We start from the raw sequence: 22,794 nt of genomic DNA, 5'->3' as shown, positions 1-22,794 counted from the left end.
CCCGACTCAGTTTTAGAGGGTAATCATACGACCGGCTAGAAGAAAATGCCTCTCATGCGAATGATCACCGGCAAAAGAACGATCATCAGCACGACCGGAAAGATGCAGATGCCGAGCGGGATCATCATCTTGACCGGCAGCGCATTGGCTTTCTCCTCCGCGTAGAGGATTCGCTGCGTGCGCATTTCGTCGCTGTACACGCGAAGGGCCTCTGTCAGGCTGGTGCCAAGTTCTTCTGACTGCCGAAATAGCACGGCAAGCGAACGCGCTTCCTCGAGACCGATTCGATCAGCAAGCTCGCGGAGCGCCTCTCGCAGCGGCTTGCCGGCACGCAGCTGCAAATTCATGATCGCAAGCTGGATGCCAAGCCATTTGTGGGTTCCCGCCATTTCCTGGCTCACGCGCTCGACCGCCGCCTCCAGGCTCATGCCGGCATCGGCGCAGGTGATCATCATGTCCATGAAGTCGGGGAAGCCGCGGCGGTAGGTCTGCTTCTGCGCATTCTCGAAACGGTCGAGCGCTATGCTCGGAATTACGAGGCAAGCCAACCCGAACAAGGCGGCACCGGCAAATGCAATGACGCCAGGAATTTGGGGGGGCAACACGGCAGTCAGGCCAGTGTACACCGCCAGAAAGCCAATGGCGACAGCACCTATGCGGGACAGAGTGTAGAAAAGCGGCGCACTCGCCTGATAGAAACCCGCGCGAAACAGTTTTGCCTCAAGGGCGTTAGGCTCGCCACGTTCCTTCTCAAGCGTGCGGAAGTAAGCATCAACAGGCCTCTGTGCCGAAATTTTGATCAGCTGCTGCTGTGCGTCTAGCGAACGCCGATTGAGCCCCCGTTCCGACAAAAGGCTTTCGGTGACCAGCTTTCGGGTTTGAAAGGCGGGCAGAAAGGTGAGCGCGCCGAAAAGGAACAGCGCCACCGCCGCGCCGAAAACCGAAAGCGAGACGAGAAGCCCGGAACTCAATATGTTCGAAAGGAAAGTTATGTTCCGCTCCACTCAGAAGTCGAAGTTGATCATGCGATACATAATGAAGTCGCCAAGCAGCGCCCAAACGCCGAAGATCGTGAAAACCGGAAAGATGAGCGGATTCCCCCAGACCGCCCCGTAGTAGGTCGGCGCAATGATCCAAAGGATCGCGAACATGACGATCGGGAAGAGTGAGATTACCCATGCCGAGAAGCGGCCCTCGGCGGAGAGCGCCTTGATCTTCATTCTGAGCTTTTGCCGCTCGCGCAGCACGCCTGACAGGTTCGCCAGTATCTCAGTGAGATTACCGCCGGTCTTGGACTGAATGGAAAGCGACACCGAAAGAAGGTGCAAGCCCTCGAAGCCCACCCGCTCCGACAGCTTTCGTACGGCCTGCTCGATGCTGAGGCCGAAGGTGATCTCGTCGGAAACGATACCAAACTCAGTACCGAGCGGATCAGGCATTTCTCGCGCCACCAAGCCGACCGCCACCGAAACCGGATGGCCCGCGCGCAGCGAGCGGACGATCATGTCGAGCGCATTGGGCAACTGCCTGGCGAATTTCATGATCCGCTTGTTGCGGGCTCGACGAAGGAGCAGCAGCGGCAGGATGAAACCTACAATGAGAAAGGCCACCAATGCCGCAATTGCGGAAAATCCCAGCAACAGCTTGAAAAGCATCGCGACAACGAGCCCGGCCAAGATGAATATCAAAGCGAAGGTCAGCGGATTTCCAGTGATTCCGGACTGCGTGTAAAGCCTGTTCAGCCCGACCGCGCCAAAGACGTAGTCACCGGAGTCAGTCAGTCCACGTTCGCGCAGCAGCCCCTGCAGGGTCTGCTCGGCCGGCCCCTCTTCGGCCAGGCGCTTAAGCCGCCGGTTGATCGTGCCGGCCCGCGAGCGGCCCTTCGCATAGGAAACGTAGAACGTTTCAGCCGCGAGAATGACGGATGCCGCCGCCAGCACATAGATGAAATAGAGCAGGGTCTGGCCGGTAAACATCAGAGCGGCACCTGCGGATTGAACGCGTCCTTGGCGAAGTGAAAGCCCAACGTCGCAGCTTCCTGGGCAAAGCGCGGACGGATGCCGGTGGCGCGAAACTCGCCGATGATCTGGCCATCCGCCCCCACATCGCGGCGTACAAAGCTATAGAGTTCCTGCAACTGAACGACATTGCCCTCCATGCCGGTCAATTCGGATATCGAAATAACGCGTCGGCCGCCGTCGGAGAGGCGCTGTGTCTGCACGATGATGTCGATGGCCGAGGCGATCTGGGCCCGGATGGACTCATGGGTCATCGGCATGCCGGCCATGCCGACCATCTGTTCCAGTCGCGAGAGCGCGTCACGCGGCGTGTTGGCGTGAATGGTGGTCATCGATCCTTCGTGACCGGTGTTCATAGCCTGCAGCATGTCGAAGGCTTCCTCGCCGCGCACCTCGCCCACGATGATGCGGTCGGGGCGCATGCGCAGTGCGTTCTTGACCAGCTCGCGTTGGCGAACTTCGCCCTTGCCTTCAACATTGGGCGGGCGGGTCTCCAACCGGCCGACATGTGGCTGCTGCAGTTGAAGCTCGGCGGCGTCCTCAATCGTAATCAAACGCTCCCTGGCCGGAATGTAGCTTGACAGCGCGTTGAGCAAAGTCGTCTTGCCGCTGCCGGTGCCGCCCGAAACCAGGATCGACTTGCGCGACTGCACAGCGATGCGCAGCAAGTCGATCATGGGCTGGCGGATCGAACCGAACGCCATGAGGCGTTCCAGTGAATAAGGGTTCCTGGAGAATTTACGGATCGACACAAGTGGGCCGTCGACAGAGATCGGCCGCACGGCGATGTTGACGCGCGAGCCGTCATCCAGGCGGGCATCGACCATCGGCGAAGATTCGTCGACCCGCCGGCCGATGTTGGAGACGATCTTGTTGACGACGCGGAGCAGGTGCGCCTCGTCGCGAAAGCGGATCGAGGTTTCCTCAAGCACGCCACGGCGCTCTATGAAGACATGATTGTGTGTGTTGATCAGGATGTCGGCGATCGAATCGTCCTTGAGCAACGGCTCGATCGGTCCAAGTCCCAGCATTTCGTCAGCGGTATCGCTGGTGAGTTGATCGAGCTCACGCGAATTCAACGGTACATTTCTACCGCGCACGAACTCGCGCACGATCGGGCGGATCTCGTTGAGGATCTCGTCCTTTGAAGCATTTTCGAGCGCGGTCAGATTGAAGCGGTCGATAAGGTGGCGGTGGAGATCGACCTTGAGCGAAAGGAAATCGTCGCTTTGCGCTTCTGTTTCCACTGCCGCAGAAGGCAAAGCGCCATTTGGAGTCGGAACCCCAGGCACCGTCTGGGGTACCCGCTGCTCACTCGGTCCTTTGATGAAGCGACCCAACATGCCGCTCTAGCCCCCTTGCCAATCCCATGATCGAAACTAAGCGTTAACCACGAGGGGCACAAGCAGCGAGGCGGCTGCAATCGTGTATTACTTGCAACATAGTTAAAAAATCGATCTATCGGGAAATCGTTTTATTTCAGCACGATACAAAAGCTCAGACCAAAGTCTTAGGACTTATGTCGCAGTATGAGCTAATATGCCTTCTAAATCCTTAGATATAAACATATATGTTGGTTTCCTAATGCCGCCATACCTGAGACGCCTCGGTGGCCGAATTGTGAATGAATGGTTAAGATGGCTTGAAAAGTGAGGCGAATCAAGCTGTTGTCAAAAATTGAATCCTCGATCTTCAGGTATTGAAAGGTTAAGCAACTGTTAATCCGTTTGACTCTGCTTTTTCACGCGACCTAGGATTGAAATCGACGGGGGATGCTTGGGTATGGGGTTCATCCTTAGGCTCGTCTCGTCGGGTTCAAACCTCCAAAGGGAGAAATTGGCATGAAGAAGCTCATGACGATGACCCGGCAGTTCCGCGACGATGAAAACGGCGCTGCCATGGTCGAATATTCCATCCTGGTTGGCATCATCGCGGGCGCTGCGATCCTGGCGATCGTTGCGATCGGCCTCTGGGTCAGCGGCCGCTTTACGGGCCTGTGCGGCATCCTTAATGGCCGCGGCGTAGTTGCCGGCGGCGGCAACGGCACATGCAACGCAGCTGCCGGTACTGGCACCTGAGGCTGATAGATCAGGCCCGGATCAGCGGGTCCGGGCCCGATCTTGGTTGGGTTTTTCAGCCCTGCCAAAAGGAGAACCAAATGGGAAAGCTTTTCGGTGTAGCCAAGCAGTTCCGTGATGACGAAAACGGCGCTGCTATGGTGGAGTATTCGATACTGGTCGGCATCATCGCCGGCGCGGCGATCCTCGCGATCGTCGCAATCGGTCTCTGGGTGAGCGGACGCTTTACGGGCCTATGTGGCGTTATGAATAACTCCGGCATCGGCACTTGCAACGCGGCTGCTGGAACTGGAACGTAACAATACGTCGGGCCCGGATTCTCGGATCTGGGCCCGATCTCGTTCTCGCGGTGGGCTGACGCGATCAAAAATTGACAGAAATATTTTGGGGTTCTTGGGGCTATGCGCGCAAACACTCTCATCATGATCGTCCTCGCCTGTGTATTTGGCGTTCTCGCGGTTGTGCTCGCCAACATCTGGCTCGCCAACCAGCGGAGCGCGATGGCCCAAACAGACAATGTCAAACGCGATACGGTGGTGGTGGCGGCGGTGGCGCTGAAGTTCGGCGACACGCTGACAGCCGACAAGCTACAAGAAATCGCCTGGCCCGCAGGCGCTGTTCCGGCCGGCGCTTTCAAGACTGTCAAGGATCTGCTGGCTGGCCAAGGCAGCAAGCAAGCCTTGCAGACGATCGGCGTCAATGAGCCCGTGCTTGCCGGCAAGATCACGGGCCCGGGCCAACGCGCAACGCTTTCGGCGGTGCTTGGCGAAGGCATGAAGGCCGTTTCCATCAGAGTGAATGACGTGCTGGGCGTCGCCGGTTTCGTTTTCCCTGGTGACCGGGTTGACATCCTGCTGACCCGCACGACCCAGGACAGCGGCAACGCGCCCAAGAGCTTTGTCGATGTGCTGCTGCAGAGCGTCAAGGTTCTCGCCGTCGACCAGGTCGCCGACGAGAGCAAGGACAGCCCGACCGTCGTCAAGGCTGTGACAGTCGAGGTCAACACCAAGGATGCGCAGAAGCTGACGCTTGCCGCGGGTGCAGGGCAGTTGTCGCTGGCGCTTCGCCAGGCTGCGGCCGGTAACGGCGAGTCGACAGAACGCGTTACGCTTTCGGACCTGACCGGCGACACGCCGGAGGATGTCGCCAAGCGGCAGGCCGAACTAGATCGGCAGAAGGCAGCCGATGCCGCAGCCGCGGACGAACGGAAGCGCGCCAACGAAAAGATCGATGGCCTGGCGCAGGCGGTGGAGCGAGTTGGCAGCCAGATCGACCAGTTGAGCAAGGTGAAGCCTGCTCCCGCTGTGGCACCCGCACCACAAGTGCAGGAAGTTGTAAAGGAAGTCGTAAAATATGTGCAGCCGGAACCGCCGGCCCGCGCTACAATCGGGGTGTTTCGCGGCGTGAAGCTCGAAACATATGACGTGCCGCGACAGAGATAGCGACAGCGCTTTCGGATTACGAGAATCCGGACAAGTCCGCAAGGGGGACGGTGTAGATGCGAATTCTTCGAGGATCATTGGCCGCGGCGGCTTTGGCCTGGTCCTGCATTTTGTTGCAGTTGAGCCCCGCTGCTCATGCGGCTGACCGCTTCATCGACGTGTCGAGCCCATCGCTCCATCGCGTCTTCATCCCGGTCTCGCAATCCGTCACACTCCAGGTGAACGCTACCTTGGGCGACATCGTCGTCGGCGACGAAAAGATCGCCGACGCCCAGCCGATGACCGACAAGACGCTCTATGTCATCGGCAAAAGTGTCGGCACCACCACCGTCAATCTGTTTTCCGACGACAAACGATCGCTGGGCGCGATCCAGATCGAAGTCGGCCAGGACGTCAGTGACATGGCGGTAGCGATCCGCCAGGTGGCGCCGAAGGCTCGCATCGAGATCGGCTCCATCAACGGCAAGATCCGGCTTTCCGGCCACGTCAAGGATGCTGCAACGCTGGCGTCCATCGTCGAGGTCACCCAGCAATATGGTCCAGACGCGATCATTAACGCCGTCACTATCGACGACAGCGAGCAGGTCAATTTGTCGGTCCGCATCCTTGAGGCCAAGCGCAATGCCGACCGCGATCTCGGTGTTTCGTTCAGGAGCACAAACAGCCGCGGCACAACTCGGACAGGCACGGGTGTTGCCGCCGTGGATAAGGATGGCATCGTGCTCGGGCCGGGCGACCTTTTGAGCGGCTTGCTTTCCAATGCTAGTCCGTTCGGAGCACTGATAACCCGCGTGATCGACAGCAACGTCAAGGTCGATCTGATTATTGAGGCGCTTGAGCAGAAAGGCGTCGTGCGCCTTTTGGCGGAACCCAACCTCACAACGGTTTCCGGCGAAACCGCTAGCTTCAATGCGGGCGGCGAGGTGCCCATCCGCAGCGTCAACGCCCAAGGAGAGGTTGAGATTCAGTTCAAGCAGTTCGGCGTCAATCTGAATTTCACGCCGGTGGTGCTCGACGACGGCAAGATTCACATCAAGCTGGCGCCGGAGGTCAGCGACCTCACCGGCTTCACACCCGCGGGCGACCCGATCTTCACCAACCGCAAGCTGGCGACCGTGGTCGACCTGCGTGACGGACAGAGCTTCGCGGTTGGTGGTCTGCTCTCCAGCAAGAACACCAGGCTCCAGGACCAGGTGCCGTGGCTCGGCCAGGTACCGATCATCGGCGCGCTGTTCCACAATTCGAGCACGCAGAAGGAAGAGACCGAACTGGTCGTCATCGTCACCCCGTATCTGGTTCGGCCGGTGAAGCCCGGCGAGCAGCTGGCTACGCCTTTCGACAAGACGAGGCCCGCCAACGATCCGGAACTCATGCTGCTCGGCCAGCTCGAGGTGAGCAAGGACATGATCCGGAAGTATGAGTTGGGCGACGGTGTCACCGGCCCCTATGGCCATATGCTGGATGTGAAATCGAAGGACAAGCTGGTCTATGTCAAGAAATAAGCTCCTGCTCGTTCTACTCGGCTCCGGGCTGCTTTCAGGCTGCGCGGCCGACTATCTCAACAATTACGACACGATGACATTGGCATCGGGGGATTCGCTGAAAGCCAACCAGCTGCTGCAGACGGTCGATCCCTACAACCCGGCCTCGAACAAGACGAAAATCGAAGGCAATGGCGCGCGGTCCGTTGGCATCGTGCAGCGATACAAGGTTCCGCCGCCCGCGCCGCCAACAACGAACATGACGGTCAACGTCGGTCCGGCGAGCACGAGCACGCAGTGAGGTGAGCGAAAGGAAGCGGCATATCATCGGGCAATGCGAGGAGCCCGACGCTAAGGGGTAGGGCCATGTTGCGAACTATTCGCGCGTTCTGGCACGACCAAAGGGGACTGGCGCTGATCCTCGTCAGCATAATGCTGCCGGCTATCATGGGTTTGTCCCTTCTGGCGATCGACATGAGCCGGATGAACAATCTGCACAATGACCTGCAGAAGGGAACCGATGCTCTGGCTCTGGCGGCCGCAGCCGAACTGAACGGCCGGTCAGACGCATGGACCCGCGCCGAGAATGCTCTAAGTAACCTCGTTGCGAACAACACCACGTTCTCTAATACCAATGGCGGCGTCATGTCGCTGACCACTGGTAACGGCGCTACCACTGTGGATCCAACATACGCCGCCTGCCGGTCCAAAGGGCAGGTGTCGTGGTGCTTCCTTGCGAGTATTCCGGCAAGCGACGCAAGCCCGATCACCTCAGCCAACTATGCGGCCTCAGCGACTGTAACGCGGTTCATTCAGGTGAAGGCGCAACCAGAGACATTCAGCGCAATATTCCCGGTCTCGATTGCTTCATCGGGCGGTTCGGCAGACACAAACTACAATATCAGTGCCGTCTCAGTGGCAGGATTCACCTCGGGTGTCTGCAATTACACCCCCGTGTTTATCTGCAATCCATATGAGATGGTGAATGGCACAAACGCGGCGGGCGGTGCTACGCTGGAGCAGGCTGTAACGGATCCGGCCGTCCATCGCCGGCTCATCGAACTTCGCCTGGTGGGAAACAACGCTGCCTACGGACCCGGCAACTTCGGCTTCCTGCAGCCGCCCGATGGCGTCGGCAATGGAGCCCAGGCACTCGCCGAGACGATCGCAACGTCCAAGCCCCTCGGCTGCTATTCCGCCCAAGGCGTCAACACAAAGACCGGCCAGAACAATGGCCCGGTGCAAGATGCCTTCAATGTTCGCTTCGGCATCAGCCCCAGCGGCAATCGCTTCAACAGCGCCGAGTATGGGCCCGCCGCCAACGTTCGCATGGGCGCATCGACCAGCGGCAACGGCAACGGCAACCAGTGCCCCGCCTACAACAAGCTCACGTTCAACGCGACGGGCAATATGGGCCTGCCCAATGACGCGACCACCCCGTATATGGGCGGGCGTATGGGCGATGGAAACTGGAACCTTTCCACCTACTGGAGCACCAATTTCCAAAGCACCACCCATCCCTCCGCCTGGGACACGACAAAGCCGACCCGATACCAGGTCTACAAGTACGAGATTGCAAACAACCTCGTTGGCCACGCTTCCAACGGAGGCGAGGTAGGAACGCCGCCGAATGCCTGCCTTGCCCCGGTCACGACCGTCGATCGCCGGCTGCTCTACGGCGCAATCCTGAACTGCAATGCGCTGCAGGCGGCAGGGAACAATCTCAACGGCAACAGCACCAACCTTCCTGTCGAAGCCTTTGCCAGCTTCTTCATCACACAGCCCGTCTCGGGCGCGAACAATGGTGGGTCGGTGTTTACCGAGCTCGTTGACATTACCGGGCGCGGGGGATCGGGAACTCTCGACAACTTCCTGCGCGATGAAGCGCAGCTCTATCGGTGACTGCCATGTTGATGCTGCTCTCCCGAACACTGAGGCGTTTTCGCACCGATCAACGGGGCACCGTGCTCATTGAAATGGCAATCGTGGGCCCGCTGATGTTGTTCCTGTCGGCGGGCGTGTTCGAGTTCGGCAACCTCATCCACGACAAGTTGCTGATGGAAGCCGGCCTCATTGACGGAGCGCGTTTCGCGGCCCGCTGCAATAGCCAGCTCTACACGGACGCTGGACTCGCGGCGATCGACTGTGCCGATCTCGCGAAGAACATCACTGTTTTTGGCAATGTGGCGGGGACGGGGGCAGCACGTCTCGTAAGCTGGCAGAAAGCTGATGTCACGATCAGCATCGCCGACCCGACCACTTGCAAAAATGCAGTCGACCCCAATACGGGGACGGTCCTTTACCTCTCGACGACATCGCAGGTCTGCATTGTAACCGCCTCCGGCACCTACGCTTACGGTACCCTCGACAGCGCTGGATTGCTGTCGCTGCTCAGCATCACCGGCGTAACGCTTGGGGCTAGTCATCAGGAGCGGTTGATCCGGTTCTGATGATGCTGAAACGATTCATAGAGTTAGAAGACGGAGCAACGATGGTCGAAATGGCCATTGCGCTGACGCTTCTGCTGACGTTGACGCTGGGTTTCGTCGACTTCGGCTACGCTTTTTATCAATGGAATGCGGCAACCAAGGCGGTGCAGGTCGGGGCCAGGCTTGCCTCCATCTCCGATCCCGTGGCTTTGGCCCTTGCAAACGCAGCACCAATTGCGAATCCGGGCGCCCCGGTCGTCGCGGGAGCCTATGGGCCATTTGTATGCACCTATAACAACACGGGCACCGGCTCTTGCACCAACGGCGGTAACTTCAATGCTGCCGCGTTCAGCCTGATATTCCGTGGCGACACGGCAAACACAAACGACAACGCCTGTCCTGCGCCGGTCGACCAGAGGCCAGGCATGTGTCAGTTCTTCCCAGGCTTACAGCGACAGAATGTCGTGGTGACCTACGCAGCTACTGGCCTCGGCTATCAGACGCGACTGGGCGGCCCGGTGCCGACCATCACCGTCAGTCTGCAGAACGTCAACTTTCAGTTCTTTTTCCTGGGCGGCCTGCTCGGGTTCGGCAACTTCAACATGCCCTCCATGCTGAGTACAGTAACGGGTGAAGATTTAAAGAGTACCTCGCCATGAACGCCATTGACACCAGGGTCCTGCCCACGAAGCGAAAGCAGGTAGCGCTGTTTTCCTCCGATCCGAATTTCAAACGGGACGTAACCACGCGGCTCGACGCGCTGGCGATCTACGACGTCAAGGTTTCGGAGACGATCGAATTCATCAACGGGCCACCGGCCGACAGCCGCCCCGGCATCATCATCCTCGACCTCGGCAATGGCGAGATTCTCGGCCAGCCCGGGGTCGTCGAAGCTCGGTCAAAGTGGGCCTCGGTGCCGCTGATCGCGATTTCCGACGAGCTCACCTCCGAGCAGACGCGCGTTCTGGTGCGCATGAACGCCTCCGACTGGCTGCACAAGCCGCTCGATCCCAAGGAGCTGCTCAACGCCGTCACCTTCCACGACACCGGCAACCAGGGCACAAAGAGCCGCATCATCACCTTCATTGCCGCGAGCGGCGGCGCCGGCGCCACCACGCTGGCGAACTCGGCGGCGGAGCATCTGGCCTCGAAGTCAGCCGACCGGGCGGCCTCGACCTGCCTTGTCGACCTGGACTTCCAGAGCGCCAATTGCGGCGCCTATCTCAACCAGTTCAACCAGTTCGACCTCGCCGGCATCATCGGCCAGCCGGACCGGCTCGACGTCGAGCTGATGGACGTCATCAAACTGGAGCGGCCGTCCGGCCTCACGCTCTATTCCTTCGAGCGGCCGCAACTGCCGTTCGAGCCGCATGGCTCCGACTTCGTCTTCCGGCTGCTCGATCTCGTCGCCTACCGCTTCGACGACATCGTCATCGACCTGCCCAACATCGAGACGCCGTGGCATGACTCTGTGCTGCGCACGAGCGACGAGATCTTCATCGTCTTCGAGCTCAACGTCGCCTCGCTCAGGCAAGGCAAGCGGCTCTACAAGAAGATCCGCGAATTGCGCGGCAACAAGGTCAGCATCACGCTGGTCGCCAACAAGCACAAGCGCAAATGGTTCGGCAACCACTTCTCGCGCAGCGAGCTGGAGAAGATCTTCAAGGCGCCGCATATCAAGTCGCTGGCGCTGGACAATGCCCTCTTGGCCGACGCGCTGAATCGCGCCATCCTGCCTTCCGAGGTGGACAAGCGCGCTCGCTTCAACAAGGATCTGAAGGCGATGTTCAAGGAGCGGCTGGACAATGCCCAGCGCTAGAACCACGGCCGGGAAAGCGCGCGGCGGCCGCGCCAGCCTGGCCGGCGCCTTGCTGATCGGCGTCGTGCTGGTGTTGGGCTGCGATGTGGCGATGGCCGGATCGGGCCTGCCGCCGCTGCCGGCCATGGGGCCCAGCCTGCGCAAGACGGTCACCTTCCAGACCGGCGAGCAGCCGGGCACGATCATCATCCGCAAACAGGAGAAGGCGCTCTATCTGGTGACCGGCCAGGGCCAGGCGCTGCGCTATCAAATCAGCGTCGGCCGCGACGGCTTCGGCTGGACCGGGACGGTCAAGGTCGCCTCCAAGACCGAATGGCCGGAATGGCGCCCGCCCAAGGAGATGCGCGCGCGCCGGCCGGAGCTGCCGGCGATGGTGCCGGCCGGTCCCTACAATCCGCTCGGCGCCAGGGCGCTCTATCTTGCACGCGACGGGCGCGACACGCTCTATCGCATCCATGGCACAAACGATCCCAAGGGCGTCGGTTTCGACGGCACGTCCGGATGCTTCCGGCTGACGAACACCGATGTTATCGATCTCTTCAAGCGCGTCGCGGTGGGCGCAAAGGTGGTGGTTGAATGACGATGATCAGCGAGCCGGACGCTCCGGCAATCGAACTCGGTCAACGGGAAGCCGCTCCGGAGAAGCCCAGCCGGGCCAAACTCATTGCCGCGGTCGCGGTTGGCGCCGCGCTCGTCACCGCCGTCAACGTAACGGCCGCGGTCTATCTCTATCGCGGCGTCAACGACCTCAGAACAATCGAGGCGCGGCTGGAACAGCTCGGCCAGTTCGAGCAGCGGATCGGCACCCGCATCGACACCGTCAACAATGGTTTCCAGAGCCGGTTCGAGACGCTGGATCGCCAGTTGCAGGCGAATTTCGGCCAGATCAACGGCAATATCGCCAAGCTGGAGCAAGGCCAGCCCGTCGCGGCCAGCGAGCCGGCGCCCAGCGCGCCCGAGCCGGCCATGCTCGACAACACCACGGTGGCGGATGCATCCGCGGCCGACGAAAGCGGCGCCGACCCCGCCGACGCGCAGCGCTCGTTCAAGAGGAAGGTCTCGCCTCCTGGCCCCAACCCGTCCTACCAGCGCATCCAGCAGCCCGACGGCAAGGTCTATTACAAGAAGATCAACTGAGCGCGCGGGCCGTCGCCGGGCTTGAAGCAGGATTGGCCAATTAAAGATCGCGCTGCAGCGCCAGCATGCGGACCGAGCGAGCCTCGGCGCGCTCTCTTGCCTCGCGCAGGAACGCGACATGGCTGTATGCGCAGGCCGCGAGACCGAGGCACAGAACCAGGCAGTTCTGCAAGCTGAGGTCGACCATCATCGAGAACTGAAGGCCATGGGGTGTGACGAAGGCGGCAATAGTGCTCGCCGTTTCCGCATGGCTGCTCAGCGCCATCATGGCCCCGGCGAAAATCATTGCGGCATGATTGGCGAGGAAGAATCCGCCGGACCATTTGGACCGGCTGGCCATCCAGCAAAGACCCGCCGTTAAGACAACGATGGCAGCGTCGATGGCCATCGATCCGCCGAGATAGACATGCACCTGTTGCCAGAACGTCGTCGAGAACGGGCGCAGCTCAAGCCAAGCATGCCACGCAGCGGGGCTCGCCGGATAGAAGCCGAGAAGCATTGCGGCCATTCGCTCCGCCGCCAGCAGAAGCAGCATCAGGGCCGGAAAAGCAAAGAGCGGTATCGACTTGCGCGTCATGTCATCCCCTCGACATCCGATCGCCGATTCTAGGCCGCATTGGTTGCGCGAGACTTAACGCATCGCCTTGCTTTTCAAGGAATGTAGCTCGCGTCTAATGTATGATCCGGTTCGACGGTCGGGGTGGCGCCGTGTTGACAGCATCCAGCGGATTGGGCTCGAGCGGCGTCGCCGGCCATCGGCGCGGCCCCGCGAGGTCCCGCGCGTGAGCCGGACGAAACCGCCCGGCCGCGCGCTGCTGGCGCCCGCGCTCGGCGGGCTCGGGCTGCTCGCCGGCATGTTGCTGATCGCCGAGGGCGGGCGCTGGCTGCCGCCCGATCCGCGGTCGATCGCGCCTGATCAGGGCGGCGGTGACGTTCAGCCGGCCTTCCACGCGCCGCTTCACGACACGCGGCCAGGCCAGCCGGCGCGCAAAATCGCCGAGGACCGCATTGCGCCGCCGCCGCTCGACCCATCCGGGGTCGAGCGCGTAGACCCGCGGCCGCCGCTCGGCGAACTCGGGCTCGCACCGCTGCCGAAAACGCCGATGCCGCAGGATTGGCGCGAGACGCTGCTTTTTCGTCCGGTCGCGACCTCCTCGGCGGTCTTCGAAGCCATGGGACGCACGGTCGCCATCAGCGGGACGATCGACATAGACCCCGGCAGGACCTGCACGTTCGACAACACCGCCTGGCCCTGCGGCCAGCGGGCACGGGCCGCGTTCAACGCCTGGCTGCGCGGCCGGGCGCTCAAATGCCTGCTGCCGCCGGACGGCGATCGCTTCGCCATCGCCGCGCCCTGCGCGCTCGGCAAGCAGGATGTCGGCGCCTGGCTGGTTTCCAACGGCTGGGCGATGGCCGCGCCCATCGGCATCTATGGCAAGGCGGAAGCGGTGGCCAGAGACGCCAGGATGGGCATTTTCGGCCCAGCGCAATAGCGCAATCACAAGAAACCCAGCCCAGTTCCGCTCCGGAATTGCGTGAAAGCAGAATGGTCAGAGCGCTTCAGCTTTCCTAAAAATCGTGGACTGCCGCGCCGGCCGGACCGGCCATCAAACGCGCAGGTCGACCGTGCGCTCCGGATCCAGCGCGTTCCATGGAGAAGATGCCGGCTTTGCATCAAATTGTACGCTTTCCTGACACCGAAATCGTAACGGACCTCCTGTAAGTGGATGCGTCGAACAGGAGATTGGCCCGTGATCACAAAAACGCAGACCGCGCCGGTTCGGACATGGAAGCAAGTCGTCTGGCTGGCCGTGCTTGGCACCGCCGCCTGCGTCGGTCTTTCGCTCGCATTGAACTACCTGCTCATGTTCAGCGACAGCCTGACGCCGTTCGTGCGCGGAGCGGCTACGGCCATCATCGTGCCGATCGCTATCGGCCTGCCGTTGTTTGCCCTGCTCGGCTGGCAACAGATCGAGATCCGCCGCTACCGGCAGGAGCTCACCAGGTCCGGCACCTTTGACCAGTTGACCGGTTGCCTGAACGGCAAGGTGTTCACGTCGATGGTCGACAGAAGGGCCGCGAGACCGGTCGGTCCGCGCTCCGGCGCCTTTCTCGTCATCCATCCGCAACATCTGGCATCGATCAACCTGCGCTTCGGTCTGGAATGGGGCGACGAGGCCTTGCGGCTGATCGCATCGGCCATCCGGTCCGCGGTGCGCAAGGACGATCTGATCGGCCGGCTCGGAACCTCGATGTTCGGCGTCTTCCTGCCGGGCGCGAGCGACCAAGACGCCAAGGAGATCGGCGAGCGCATTCGCGGCGCGGTCGGCGAAATCTATTTCGCGCCGAAAGGCGACAAGGACGTGCTTGCGATCAGCGTCGGCGGCGTCGTCTTCGAACATGAGCTGGATTTCGAGGACATGTACCGCTTCGCCGAGGAAGGCATGGCCGAGGCTCCGGACGAAGCCGGCATGCGGTTGTCGCACGTCAACTGAACCGGCGCGATCGGTTCGTGTCTTGGTCGGGCCGGTACCCGCCGCTGGACCACACCAGCGCCGAAATTGGAGGCCTCGCCCGGAATCGAACCGGGATTGAAGGATTTGCAGTCCTCTGCGTGAACCATTCCGCCACGAGGCCTCGTGGGCGAGGCAATAGGTTGGCGCCAGAATGTCGTCAAGCGCCGTCCGGTCAAACAGGGAAAAGGCTGGTGGTGCTAGAGAGGATTGAACTCTAGCTATCTACAATAACATCAATGGCTTATGTGCCATTTTGTAACGTTGTGACGATCAACAAAATGACCCGGAATGACAGGGCCGAAACTCTATCTCAGCCCATGCGCTATTAGTCGTGCAGCCGGCAGCCGCCGCAGCGCTACCATTGCGACGATGCCAAGCAGTGGGCCGGGCGCCAGGACCAGGAAGCTCCAGCGCCAACCTACTGTCTCCGCCATGAATGACACCAGATGGATGGAACAAAAGGTGAGTGCGATGCCGACGCTTAGCTGCAGGGAAAGCGCTGTGCCCACGTAGCGTTGATCGCTCAATTCGGTTGCCATGGCCGAGAATTGGGCGGAATCGCCAATGACGGTCGCTCCCCATGCTATGGCAACGACGGCGAACAGCCAGAACGGACCGGCGAAGGTCAGGCCGATCGTCAATGCGCAGAAGCCGGATACAACCATCATCGCAGCCGCCGTTGCAGTGCGGCCGAAGCGATCCGCCACAAGGCCGCCGGCGATCGAGCCGATCCCACCCGACGCCACGACGAAGAATGCCAGCACGGACGCAGCGCCGTGACCCCCAATGCCCAGACCGGGGCCACCTGCCCTGATGTAAGCCAGTATCCAGCCCCACATTGCGTAGAGCTCCCACATGTGACCCAGATAGCCAAGATTGGCGAGCATCAGAGCACGGTTGCGCACCAGCGTTTTTATGTGGCGAGGGTCGAATGCCGATTTCGCGAAGGGATGGGGTCCCTCCTCCCCCATCCAGAGGATCAACAAAGCGCCAGCCATTGCCGCGAGCGAGGTGGCCACGATGACGCTTTGCCAAGCCAATTCGGCCACTCGGGCTGACACCAGATGAGGAAAGGCAGAACCGAGCGTTAGTGCAGCGAGAAGAACGCCAAGCGCAGTTCCCCGTTCGCGACTGAACCAGGTGGACACCAGTTTCACCGCTGGTGGATAGACGCCCGCCAGCGCCAAGCCGGTGACAAAACGGGCGACCAGCAGCAAGCCGACAGAGGGTGCGAATAATAGGCACAGGTTTGCGGTAGCGGCGGTCAGGGCACTGACGCCGATCAGCTTGCGAAGCGAAAACACATCCGGAAGCCCGGCCATGCTGGAGGCCAACGCGCCGATGGCAAAGCCGATCTGCACGGCACCGGTTATCCACGCGCCCTGCGCCGGAGAAAGATCCCACAGCCGGGTCAGCTGCGGCGCAATCGCCGTTGCGGAAAACCATGTCGTCATCGGCAGGAAGGCGCCTACTGAGACCACGCCTAGCATCAACCAGCGCCGGGCGGCGCTGGCTGCGATAACATTCGCGGCTGTCATGTGGTCCATGGCCACTGTCTCAGGCTGCGATGGAGCCCTGCAATCGCTTGAGCACGGGAAGAAGGTCGGCCGGGTCGGGTCTGCGTGTGTAGTCTGGGCTGACTTCGGCATAGGCGATGATGCCGTCTTGCCCGACCACGAAACGAGCCGGCATCGGCAAAGTCCAGGAACGATCCTCATTGATAAGCGGCAGGTCGACGCCAAAGCCGCGATATAAGTCGATCAGATCGTCGGGCAGGCGAAACCGCAGGCCGAAGGCATCGGCGACCCTACCGCCGGCGTCGCTCAGCATCGGGAACGCTATCTGCTTGTCGAGCTTGGCCTTGCGGCCGTTCGCCAGCGATTGCGGGGAGATGGAAACCAGTTGTGCCCCGGTAGCCTGGATTGCTGGCCAAGCTTCCTGCAAGGCGGCAAGCTCGATGTTGCAATAGGGGCACCAGACTCCGCGATAAAAACTGAGCACCAAGGGACCGCGGGTAAGCAGATCGCTGGATGCGACAAACCCGCCATCAGCCTCCGGCAATGTGAATTCTGGCGCAACGGCGCCTGCCTTTAGGGCTTGGGCGGCCTGACCCGACGCTATGAGTTCGGCGGTTGCACGGCGCATGACCTCGACCGCTTGCTTGGGAGCCTTGCTTTCAAAGTCGGCTTTGAAGGCATCGAGCTTTTCCTGAAGAGACATGAGACACTCCAAATCTTGACCGCACGGCTTGCGGCGGAATGTCCTCGCCTATTTTCAGAAAGGGGGGTAGCTTGCCAAAGAGCATAGCAATCATCCGGAAAATGAATGGCCGACAGACTGCAGGAACTTGAGGTTTTCGTGCGGGTGGCCGAGAGGGGAAACCTTTCCCAGGTCGCCCGCGAGATTGGTCTGTCGCAGCCGTCGGTGTCGCGGATTCTGAACGATCTTGAGGCGCGCATCGGTGCCCGCCTACTCATCCGCACCAGCCGCAAGGTCGGGCTAACCGAGGCTGGGCAAGTCTACCTCGACCAGATCCGGCCGCTGCTGGCAGATCTTGGTGCAGCGGCCGATACCGCAGCCGGCAATGAGGAGTTAAGCGGCGTTCTGCGCGTCGAGTTGTCGGTGACCTTTGGTGTGCGCGCGCTCATTCCTCGCCTGCCCAGTCTTCTCGCCGAGCACCCCAATCTTTCGGTCGAGTTGATGATGGACGATCGCCGGCGCAGTCTCGCCGAGGAGGGTGCCGATGTTGCGATCCGGCTTGGCCTGCTCGACAATTCCAGCATGATGGCGCGCAAGGTCGGGCAGACGCCGAGGTTGCTCGTTGCAGCGCCGCAATACATTGCCCAGCACGGTCAGCCGAGCAGCCCTGCCGATCTGGCGAACCACCAGATGATCTTCGGACCCTCCGACAGTTCCGGCGCGACGTTTCAGGAGCTGATCGATCCGCACGTCCGCTTTGTGCTGCCCGAAAGTCCGCGCATCAGGGTCTCGAGCTCGGCCGGCGTTACAGCGTGTGTTGTGGCTGGGCTTGGCGTCGCATTCGGTTCGGGATGGATGTTTAACGCAGAACTACAGGACGGCCGCCTGTGTCGGCTGCTGCCGGATTTTGCGCTACCGACCATACCCATCCATGCTTTGTTTCCGGCCGGGCGCCAGCCGAGCAAACGGGCCAGAGGATTTGCCGACTGGTTGAGCAAGTCACTTGGTTCGTCATGATAAGTCGCTGCCACTGGCCGGCGGTATCACACACCTAGTCCGCAATGCGCGCCACTTTGCCCAACGCGATCAACTAGGTTAGTCTCGCAATATGCGCCGTCGCTGATAAACCATTTCGCTGAGGGGGCGAGATTTCATGGAGATGCAGCAGGTCCGTTATTTTCTGGCCCTGTCTAACACGTTGAATTTCACCAGGGCGGCCGAGGAATGCAACGTCACTCAGCCGGCCCTTACGCGCGCGATCAAGACACTTGAAGACGAACTGGGCGGGGAGCTCCTGAGGCGCGAACGTCAGCACTCGCACCTTACCGAGCTTGGGCGGCGAATGCTGCCTCTGCTGCAACAGTGTTACGATGCGGCCACTTCCGCCAAGTCGCTTGCCAAGGCGGTGCAAAGCAGTGACGTGGCACCCCTCAACGTCACCATATCCAACAGCATCAACATAGCGCTGCTGGTTTCGCCCTTCACGGAGCTTTTCCGGGCCTATCCCGGCGCCCACCTCAAGATCAGTCGTGGTTCGCCCGCTGCTGTCGTCGACGCGTTGAAGAGTGGCGACGTCGAGCTGGCAATTGCCGGCCCCCTGGGACAGGCCTGGGACCGCCTGGACATATGGCCGCTGTTTCGGGAAGAGATTGAACTCGCTGTAAATGCCGATCATCCGCTGGCCCGGCGCAACGAGGCGGACGTCGCGTTGGCTCAGCTTGCCGCCGAACCCGTGCTCAGTCGGATCGATTGGGAGACGAGCGAGGAGTTGTCGCGCTCCCTGTCCTCCAGGGGTCTTACACCTCGAACCGCGCATGAAGTCGAGACCGATCAGGACCTTCTGGCGTTGCTCGAAGCCAACGCCGGGGTCGGCTTCGTGTCGCTGACGGCACCGCGCTCCTCGAACACCCGCCGGCTCAAGCTGCGTGACCTGGACGTTTCTCGGATCGTTTCCGTCTATGCGGTAGCCGGCAGGCATCGCTCGCCGGTCGCGACAACCCTGCTCAACCTTCTGAGAGCCGCCGACTGGTCGTCCTTCGGCGTCAGCGAGCCCGCCTGAGCGCCGCGATCAGGTCGTCAATGTCCATGCGACGGCGGTAGTCCGGATCGACGAAGCGATCCCTGATGATCCCGTCCGCTCCGACGATGAAGGTGGCCGGAATAGGCATAAACCAGCTGCTGTTGCCCTGATAATTAGGGATGTCGAGCCCCAGGCCCATGAGCCGCTCCATCTCGGCGCCGACCCAGATCGCGAGGTTGAGCGACAACGCATATCCATTGTCCATGTCGATCAGAAACGGGAATTGTGCGCCGACCAGAGCCTTCATGGCCTTCGCGAATTTGCGCCGCTCCGGCATGATCGCAATTACCTGTCCGCCCAATTCCGCGATCTCGCGGTGCACCTCGACAATCCCGATGGCGTTCAAGCGGCAATAAGGACACCAGTGACCGCGTTGAAAGGTGACAACGGCTGGCCCCTTGGCCAGGATTTCGGCGAGGCTGACGAGCCTGCCATCGTCATCAGGCAACAGGAAACCTGGCATGGCTTCGCCAGGAGCTGGCGCCATTGTGCCGGCACCTTGCTTCTCAAGGCGATCCACCAGTCGCTCGACGGCGTCGGCGAATTCCGAGTTTAGGCGGCGAACCGCCGCGGCAACTACCGCCAGCCGTTCATTGAGGGGCGCATCAAGTTCGATGGCTGCCTGGACGGACTGCTCGAATGTCATTGCCTGGTCGTCGGCGGCCATGTCTGCACTTTCACGTGTCCCCCACAGCCTACCACCGTAACCCCTCGGCAATTACCATGTTTTTCCTGCATGGTTTTGATGCCCTGCGTGCATCGACGCATGCCGGGCCTCCGCTCTACCTTCGCTGGCCTGGGCCAACGCGTTACATCATGTTCCTGATATCCGCTGTGAAAGTCGGGAAAGCGCAGACCATTTCGGACAGCTCTCGTGCCGTGATGCCGTGCTTCATCGCGAGCGCAAAGATGTGGATCAGCTCTTCGCCGGCATGGCCGAGCAGGTGAGCCCCAAGGATCCTGGCTGTCGTTTCCTCGACGATGATCTTCGACCATGCGACCGGCTCCGCGTAAGTCCTGGCGGAGAGCCAGCCTTGCATGTCGTTCAGGTGGACGTTGACGATGAAGCCGCGTTCCCTCGCCTGAGCCTCGGTCAAACCGACGGCCGCCACGGCCGGAATGCTATAAAGAGACGCCGGTATGTGACTGTAGTCCGGCCGATGCTTCGGGCCGTCGACGATGTTGCGGCCGACGATCCCGCCTTCATAGGTCGCCACCGGCGAAAGCTGCGGAGAGTTCCACACGGCATCGCCGCAGACATAGATATCTGGGTTGGAACGCGAGCGCAGATGCTCGTCGATCTCTATGCGGCCTTCGCGATGCACGATGACACCCGCCCCAAGATCGAGGCCCTCGACATTGGCCACGCGCCCCGCGCAATTGACGGCCCGATCCGCGTTGACCGAGCATTCGGCGCCATCCTTCGCGAAGCTTACCCGCAGCCGCCCGTCGGTCGCTTCGATCTTCTTGACCCAGGCCTTGGTATGGATGCTGATGCCCAGCCGCTCGCTCTCGGCACGGATTTGGGCAACGGCATCCTCGTCGAAGCCTCCGAGGAGTTGCGGCAGCGCCTCGAGGATCGTGACCTCGACGCCGGCGCGCGCATAGACGTGGCCCAGTTCGAAGGCGATAACGCCGCCGCCAATGAATACGACGGCGCGTGGCAACACAGGATCGGTCAGAACATCGTCGGATGTGGTCAGAAATTCCGACCCCGGGATCGACAGCGGGCGAGGCTTCGAGCCGGTGGCGATGACGATGTTCCTGGCCTCAAGCTCTCGGGTGCCGACGCGGATGGCATTGCTCGCCATAAATGCGGCTTCGCCGTGGATCACATCGACGCCCCGCTTGATCATCAATCCGGACAGCCGGGATGGAACATCCGCGATGATGGCCTTTTCCCGCTCGATCAAGGCTCGCCAATCGAGCCTCGGCGGATCGATCTTGATTGCATGGGTGCCGGCTCTTCCGATCTCGTCGAGCGCGTGAGCCGCCGCGACCAGCACCTTCTTCGGCGTGCAGCCGCGATTAGGGCATGTGCCGCCGAGATCGCGAGCCTCGATCATGGCGACGGAAAGTCCGGCGGCGCGCGTCGCGACCGTGACACCCATGCCGGCATTGCCACCGCCCAGGATCACGACGTCATACTTTTCCATCGCACCGCCTCCGCCGCGCTCAGTGAAGCTTGATCCGTGGTCTGGCGCGCCTGACGATCATCTCGCCGATCGAAGCCAGCATGGTCTTGGTCAGCCCGTGCACGGCCTTGAGATGCATCTTGTGCAGCGAGCGATAGACGAGCCTCGCAACGAGACCTTCGATCTTCAGTCCTCCGATCAGGCTGCCGAACGCACCGTAGTCGGCCAGCGAGACCAGGGACCCATAGTCGCGGTAACGATAAGCCGGCGCGGCATGCCCTGCGAGCCGCGCTGCAATCACCTTGGCCATGTGGTCTGCCTGCTGATGGGCCGTCTGGGCTCGCGGCGGCAAGGCGCTTTCCTCACCCGGAAGCACGCAGTTCGCGCAGTCCCCGATCGCGAACACATTGTCGTCCCCGACCGTGCGCAAGGTTTCGTCGACCATCAGGCGGTTGATGCGGTCGGTTCCGAGACCATCGAGGCCCTTCAGGAAATCCGGCGCCTTGATCCCGGCCGCCCAGACGACCAATTCGGCAGGCACAAAGAGCTTTTCGCCAAGCCGGATGCCGTCTTCGGTCACTTCGGTGACCTTGATGCCGCAACGTATCTGGACGCCCAGCTTGATCAGCAAGCGCGCTGTTGCGCGTGCCATCTGCTCGGGCAGCGCGGGCAGAATGCGAGGCCCTGCTTCGACGATGGTGATGCGGATCAGCCTTTCGAAATCGATGTTGTCGAGATTGTGCGACGCAATTTCCCGCATCGACTTGTGCAGTTCCGCTGCCAGTTCGACACCGGTGGCGCCGGCGCCGACGATGACGCAATGAAGCTGACCGGGTGAAAGCTGCTCGTATTGCGCGTTGGCGCGCAGGCATGCGTCGATCATCCGCTTGTTGAACCGGGCGGCCTGCTCCGCGGTGTCGAGCGCAATGGCGTGGCGCGCGGCACCCGGCGTGCCGAAGTCATTGCTGACGCTGCCGACGGCGATGACCAGCGTGTCGTAGCCCAGGACACGTGGCGGGATGACCTGGCGGCCGTCATCGTCGAAGCTGGGCGCGACGAAGACCTGGCGTTTGGCACGGTCAATGCCGACGACCTCACCAATACGGTATCGATAGCCGTGGCGGCTGGCATGGGCGATGTATTCAACCGCGTCGTGCGACGCGTTCAAGGCACCGGATGCCACCTCATGCAGAAGCGGTTTCCAGATATGGGTGCGGTTTCGGTCGACAAGCGTGACGGAAAGTCGCCGCTTGCCGAACTTGCGGCCGAGGCGTGTCGCCAGTTCCAGGCCACCCGCGCCGCCGCCCACAATGATCACGCGATGCAGTGACTTGTCCGCGTGCGAGGGAGTCTCCGGGATCGTGCGGAACAGCGCAGCATTGTTGGCGAGCACGGCTTCCGGGATCAACCGCATGCCGGGAGTGATGATCTGCATCGGTGGTCTCCGTATCTTTCTCGGC

General features: G+C 61.3%; 24 protein-coding genes and 1 tRNA gene. 15 read left to right on the top strand and 10 right to left on the bottom strand.

Annotated elements, in window-relative coordinates:
• Window positions 1-35 precede the first annotated feature (35 nt).
• From EN869_RS25875 to EN869_RS25865, 3 genes are read right to left on the bottom strand one after another with little or no spacing between them, the layout of a single operon-like run.
• Window positions 36-1,004: a type II secretion system F family protein gene (locus EN869_RS25875; RefSeq protein ID WP_245519974.1), complete on the bottom strand. Its 969-nt coding sequence runs from the start codon at window positions 1,002-1,004 to the stop codon at window positions 36-38.
• Window positions 1,005-1,976 (bottom strand): type II secretion system F family protein, encoded by a 972-nt coding sequence (locus tag EN869_RS25870; RefSeq protein WP_127230082.1) that lies wholly within the window; start codon window positions 1,974-1,976, stop codon window positions 1,005-1,007.
• Window positions 1,976-3,361 carry a CpaF family protein gene (locus EN869_RS25865; RefSeq protein ID WP_127230081.1) on the bottom strand — a complete coding sequence of 462 codons (1,386 nt, stop codon included), beginning with the start codon at window positions 3,359-3,361 and terminating at the stop codon, window positions 1,976-1,978. Before EN869_RS25865 ends, EN869_RS25870 begins: the two co-directional genes overlap by 1 nt.
• A gap of 498 nt (window positions 3,362-3,859) precedes the next feature.
• Between EN869_RS25865 and EN869_RS25860 the strand changes: the two genes are divergently transcribed.
• From EN869_RS25860 to EN869_RS25810, 11 genes are all read left to right on the top strand, one after another.
• A complete protein-coding gene (locus EN869_RS25860; RefSeq protein ID WP_127230080.1) occupies window positions 3,860-4,096 on the top strand; it encodes a Flp family type IVb pilin in 237 nt (78 codons plus the stop codon).
• An 80-nt stretch (window positions 4,097-4,176) separates the two neighbouring features.
• On the top strand, window positions 4,177-4,395 hold the full coding sequence (locus EN869_RS25855; protein ID WP_127230079.1) for a Flp family type IVb pilin: 219 nt from the start codon (window positions 4,177-4,179) through the stop codon (window positions 4,393-4,395).
• Between the two features lie 102 nt (window positions 4,396-4,497).
• Complete coding sequence (cpaB, locus tag EN869_RS25850; RefSeq protein WP_127230078.1) at window positions 4,498-5,538, top strand: Flp pilus assembly protein CpaB; 1,041 nt, start codon at window positions 4,498-4,500, stop codon at window positions 5,536-5,538.
• 56 nt (window positions 5,539-5,594) lie between these two features.
• Entirely contained in the window at window positions 5,595-7,040 is a 1,446-nt protein-coding gene (locus EN869_RS25845) for a type II and III secretion system protein family protein (protein ID WP_127230077.1), read from the top strand.
• Window positions 7,027-7,320 carry a hypothetical protein gene (locus EN869_RS25840; RefSeq protein ID WP_127230076.1) on the top strand — a complete coding sequence of 98 codons (294 nt, stop codon included), beginning with the start codon at window positions 7,027-7,029 and terminating at the stop codon, window positions 7,318-7,320. Before EN869_RS25845 ends, EN869_RS25840 begins: the two co-directional genes overlap by 14 nt.
• Window positions 7,321-7,385: 65 nt before the next feature.
• Window positions 7,386-8,921 carry a pilus assembly protein TadG-related protein gene (locus EN869_RS25835; RefSeq protein WP_127230075.1) on the top strand — a complete coding sequence of 512 codons (1,536 nt, stop codon included), beginning with the start codon at window positions 7,386-7,388 and terminating at the stop codon, window positions 8,919-8,921.
• Window positions 8,922-8,926: 5 nt separating this feature from the next.
• The gene (locus EN869_RS25830) at window positions 8,927-9,469 is read left to right on the top strand and encodes a TadE/TadG family type IV pilus assembly protein (RefSeq protein WP_127230074.1); all 543 of its coding nucleotides are present in this window, start codon (window positions 8,927-8,929) and stop codon (window positions 9,467-9,469) included.
• Entirely contained in the window at window positions 9,469-10,107 is a 639-nt protein-coding gene (locus EN869_RS25825; RefSeq protein WP_245489621.1) for a TadE/TadG family type IV pilus assembly protein, read from the top strand. The genes EN869_RS25830 and EN869_RS25825 overlap by 1 nt, the downstream gene beginning before the upstream one ends.
• Window positions 10,104-11,267, top strand: a complete 1,164-nt coding sequence (locus EN869_RS25820; RefSeq protein ID WP_127230073.1) for an AAA family ATPase — start codon at window positions 10,104-10,106, stop codon at window positions 11,265-11,267. The genes EN869_RS25825 and EN869_RS25820 overlap by 4 nt, the downstream gene beginning before the upstream one ends.
• Window positions 11,254-11,847, top strand: a complete 594-nt coding sequence (locus EN869_RS25815) for a L,D-transpeptidase (RefSeq protein ID WP_127230072.1) — start codon at window positions 11,254-11,256, stop codon at window positions 11,845-11,847. The genes EN869_RS25820 and EN869_RS25815 overlap by 14 nt, the downstream gene beginning before the upstream one ends.
• On the top strand, window positions 11,844-12,404 hold the full coding sequence (locus EN869_RS25810) for a hypothetical protein (RefSeq protein WP_127230071.1): 561 nt from the start codon (window positions 11,844-11,846) through the stop codon (window positions 12,402-12,404). The genes EN869_RS25815 and EN869_RS25810 overlap by 4 nt, the downstream gene beginning before the upstream one ends.
• Before the next feature lie 40 nt (window positions 12,405-12,444).
• On the opposite strand, the gene EN869_RS25805 is transcribed toward EN869_RS25810, so the two are convergent.
• Window positions 12,445-12,981, bottom strand: coding sequence for a hypothetical protein (locus EN869_RS25805; protein WP_127230070.1), 537 nt, complete (start codon window positions 12,979-12,981; stop codon window positions 12,445-12,447).
• A 205-nt stretch (window positions 12,982-13,186) separates the two neighbouring features.
• On the opposite strand from EN869_RS25805, the gene EN869_RS25800 reads away from it, so the two are divergent.
• Both EN869_RS25800 and EN869_RS25795 read left to right on the top strand, forming a co-directional pair.
• Entirely contained in the window at window positions 13,187-13,897 is a 711-nt protein-coding gene (locus EN869_RS25800; protein WP_245489620.1) for a thermonuclease family protein, read from the top strand.
• A 258-nt stretch (window positions 13,898-14,155) separates the two neighbouring features.
• Window positions 14,156-14,899, top strand: coding sequence for a GGDEF domain-containing protein (locus EN869_RS25795; RefSeq protein WP_245489619.1), 744 nt, complete (start codon window positions 14,156-14,158; stop codon window positions 14,897-14,899).
• Window positions 14,900-14,966: 67 nt separating this feature from the next.
• Here the strand turns inward: EN869_RS25795 and EN869_RS25790 are convergent.
• The 3 genes from EN869_RS25790 to EN869_RS25780 form a co-directional block, all read right to left on the bottom strand.
• Window positions 14,967-15,041 (bottom strand) — tRNA-Cys (locus EN869_RS25790).
• A 184-nt stretch (window positions 15,042-15,225) separates the two neighbouring features.
• A complete protein-coding gene (locus tag EN869_RS25785; protein WP_245489618.1) occupies window positions 15,226-16,467 on the bottom strand; it encodes an MFS transporter in 1,242 nt (413 codons plus the stop codon).
• 10 nt (window positions 16,468-16,477) lie between these two features.
• The gene (locus EN869_RS25780) at window positions 16,478-17,140 is read right to left on the bottom strand and encodes a peroxiredoxin-like family protein (RefSeq protein ID WP_127230068.1); all 663 of its coding nucleotides are present in this window, start codon (window positions 17,138-17,140) and stop codon (window positions 16,478-16,480) included.
• Between the two features lie 105 nt (window positions 17,141-17,245).
• Between EN869_RS25780 and EN869_RS25775 the strand changes: the two genes are divergently transcribed.
• Complete coding sequence (locus EN869_RS25775; RefSeq protein WP_127230067.1) at window positions 17,246-18,136, top strand: LysR family transcriptional regulator; 891 nt, start codon at window positions 17,246-17,248, stop codon at window positions 18,134-18,136.
• A 136-nt stretch (window positions 18,137-18,272) separates the two neighbouring features.
• The gene (locus EN869_RS25770) at window positions 18,273-19,178 is read left to right on the top strand and encodes a LysR family transcriptional regulator (RefSeq protein ID WP_127230066.1); all 906 of its coding nucleotides are present in this window, start codon (window positions 18,273-18,275) and stop codon (window positions 19,176-19,178) included.
• Here the strand turns inward: EN869_RS25770 and EN869_RS25765 are convergent.
• The 3 genes from EN869_RS25765 to EN869_RS25755 all read right to left on the bottom strand — a co-directional run bounded on the left by EN869_RS25765 (window position 19,162) and on the right by EN869_RS25755 (window position 22,769).
• Entirely contained in the window at window positions 19,162-19,866 is a 705-nt protein-coding gene (locus EN869_RS25765; RefSeq protein ID WP_127230065.1) for a peroxiredoxin-like family protein, read from the bottom strand. The genes EN869_RS25770 and EN869_RS25765 overlap by 17 nt on opposite strands.
• Before the next feature lie 142 nt (window positions 19,867-20,008).
• Window positions 20,009-21,355 (bottom strand): NAD(P)/FAD-dependent oxidoreductase, encoded by a 1,347-nt coding sequence (locus EN869_RS25760; RefSeq protein WP_127230064.1) that lies wholly within the window; start codon window positions 21,353-21,355, stop codon window positions 20,009-20,011.
• 19 nt (window positions 21,356-21,374) lie between these two features.
• Entirely contained in the window at window positions 21,375-22,769 is a 1,395-nt protein-coding gene (locus tag EN869_RS25755; protein ID WP_245489617.1) for an NAD(P)/FAD-dependent oxidoreductase, read from the bottom strand.
• Window positions 22,770-22,794 lie beyond the last annotated feature (25 nt).

The sequence above is a fragment of the Mesorhizobium sp. M2D.F.Ca.ET.226.01.1.1 genome, from assembly GCF_004022705.2.
GTDB lineage: Bacteria > Pseudomonadota > Alphaproteobacteria > Rhizobiales > Rhizobiaceae > Mesorhizobium.
The sequence above is the reverse complement of the archived record's forward strand: the minus strand, read 5'-3'. Positions and strand labels throughout refer to the sequence as shown.

Coding starts and splice junctions, on each gene's coding strand:
- EN869_RS25840 (WP_127230076.1), top strand. CDS start 7,027: ATGTCAAGAAATAAGCTCCTGCTCGTTCTACTCGGCTCCGGGCTGCTT.
- EN869_RS25860 (WP_127230080.1), top strand. CDS start 3,860: ATGAAGAAGCTCATGACGATGACCCGGCAGTTCCGCGACGATGAAAAC.
- EN869_RS25820 (WP_127230073.1), top strand. CDS start 10,104: ATGAACGCCATTGACACCAGGGTCCTGCCCACGAAGCGAAAGCAGGTA.
- EN869_RS25780 (WP_127230068.1), bottom strand. CDS start 17,140: ATGTCTCTTCAGGAAAAGCTCGATGCCTTCAAAGCCGACTTTGAAAGC.
- EN869_RS25825 (WP_245489621.1), top strand. CDS start 9,469: ATGATGCTGAAACGATTCATAGAGTTAGAAGACGGAGCAACGATGGTC.
- EN869_RS25815 (WP_127230072.1), top strand. CDS start 11,254: ATGCCCAGCGCTAGAACCACGGCCGGGAAAGCGCGCGGCGGCCGCGCC.
- EN869_RS25760 (WP_127230064.1), bottom strand. CDS start 21,355: ATGGAAAAGTATGACGTCGTGATCCTGGGCGGTGGCAATGCCGGCATG.
- EN869_RS25755 (WP_245489617.1), bottom strand. CDS start 22,769: ATGCAGATCATCACTCCCGGCATGCGGTTGATCCCGGAAGCCGTGCTC.
- EN869_RS25805 (WP_127230070.1), bottom strand. CDS start 12,981: ATGACGCGCAAGTCGATACCGCTCTTTGCTTTTCCGGCCCTGATGCTG.
- EN869_RS25855 (WP_127230079.1), top strand. CDS start 4,177: ATGGGAAAGCTTTTCGGTGTAGCCAAGCAGTTCCGTGATGACGAAAAC.
- EN869_RS25835 (WP_127230075.1), top strand. CDS start 7,386: ATGTTGCGAACTATTCGCGCGTTCTGGCACGACCAAAGGGGACTGGCG.
- EN869_RS25765 (WP_127230065.1), bottom strand. CDS start 19,866: ATGGCCGCCGACGACCAGGCAATGACATTCGAGCAGTCCGTCCAGGCA.
- EN869_RS25810 (WP_127230071.1), top strand. CDS start 11,844: ATGACGATGATCAGCGAGCCGGACGCTCCGGCAATCGAACTCGGTCAA.
- EN869_RS25830 (WP_127230074.1), top strand. CDS start 8,927: ATGTTGATGCTGCTCTCCCGAACACTGAGGCGTTTTCGCACCGATCAA.
- EN869_RS25770 (WP_127230066.1), top strand. CDS start 18,273: ATGGAGATGCAGCAGGTCCGTTATTTTCTGGCCCTGTCTAACACGTTG.
- EN869_RS25870 (WP_127230082.1), bottom strand. CDS start 1,976: ATGTTTACCGGCCAGACCCTGCTCTATTTCATCTATGTGCTGGCGGCG.
- cpaB (WP_127230078.1), top strand. CDS start 4,498: ATGCGCGCAAACACTCTCATCATGATCGTCCTCGCCTGTGTATTTGGC.
- EN869_RS25775 (WP_127230067.1), top strand. CDS start 17,246: ATGGCCGACAGACTGCAGGAACTTGAGGTTTTCGTGCGGGTGGCCGAG.
- EN869_RS25785 (WP_245489618.1), bottom strand. CDS start 16,467: ATGGACCACATGACAGCCGCGAATGTTATCGCAGCCAGCGCCGCCCGG.
- EN869_RS25845 (WP_127230077.1), top strand. CDS start 5,595: ATGCGAATTCTTCGAGGATCATTGGCCGCGGCGGCTTTGGCCTGGTCC.
- EN869_RS25865 (WP_127230081.1), bottom strand. CDS start 3,361: ATGTTGGGTCGCTTCATCAAAGGACCGAGTGAGCAGCGGGTACCCCAG.